The organism is Pseudomonas fluorescens (assembly GCF_902498195.1).
GTDB lineage: Bacteria > Pseudomonadota > Gammaproteobacteria > Pseudomonadales > Pseudomonadaceae > Aquipseudomonas > Aquipseudomonas fluorescens_BU.
This window is the reverse complement of record NZ_CABVIY010000028.1, coordinates 1-523: the sequence shown is the minus strand read 5'-3', so window position 1 is coordinate 523 and position 523 is coordinate 1. Positions and strand designations below refer to the sequence as shown.

The window sequence follows — 523 nt, the reverse complement described above, 5'->3', positions numbered from 1 at the left end:
GTGCTCAGGCAGTGCCTTGAGCAGCTGTCGAATCGGCATCAGCGGGGCGCTTGTCGATGCTGCTTGTGAGACAGCGATATCAGCCTTTGTCAGTTCTTTCAGCGCATGCTCGAGGACTACTGGCATTGGCTCCTGCAGCTCGGTCATTTTCAGCCGCCATTCATTGCCCGAAGCGCTTAGAGCACACTCGACACCCGCCTGCCGTGCATCGTCGCGCAAGGGTTGCAGGCGGCTTTCCAGTGCGGATTTAAGCTTGCTGCCAGGCGCCGAGTCCAGGCGCCAGCGCAGGTATACGGCGCCTGCCGCGGTGTTATCCGGCAATGCCTGGCTGAAGTGCATCGGCGAGTGTTCGCGGCGACTGCGCGTGCGGTCCTGGGCAAAGGTTCGCAGACCGCGGTGTTTGCTGGTCTGGCCGCGGATCAGTCCGGCGCTCGGTGCTTGAGGTTCGGCGCATAAAAACGGATTGGCTGACGGCAATTGCCATTGGCCGCGGAAGTTATCCACAGCGCCCATCTGCTGGAGG

1 pseudogene is annotated in these 523 nt (G+C 61.8%); it reads right to left on the bottom strand.

Annotated features, from left to right (window positions below):
- Positions 1 to 523 (bottom strand): annotated as a pseudogene (locus F8N66_RS31375) (pyrroloquinoline quinone biosynthesis protein PqqF); the annotation flags it as partial.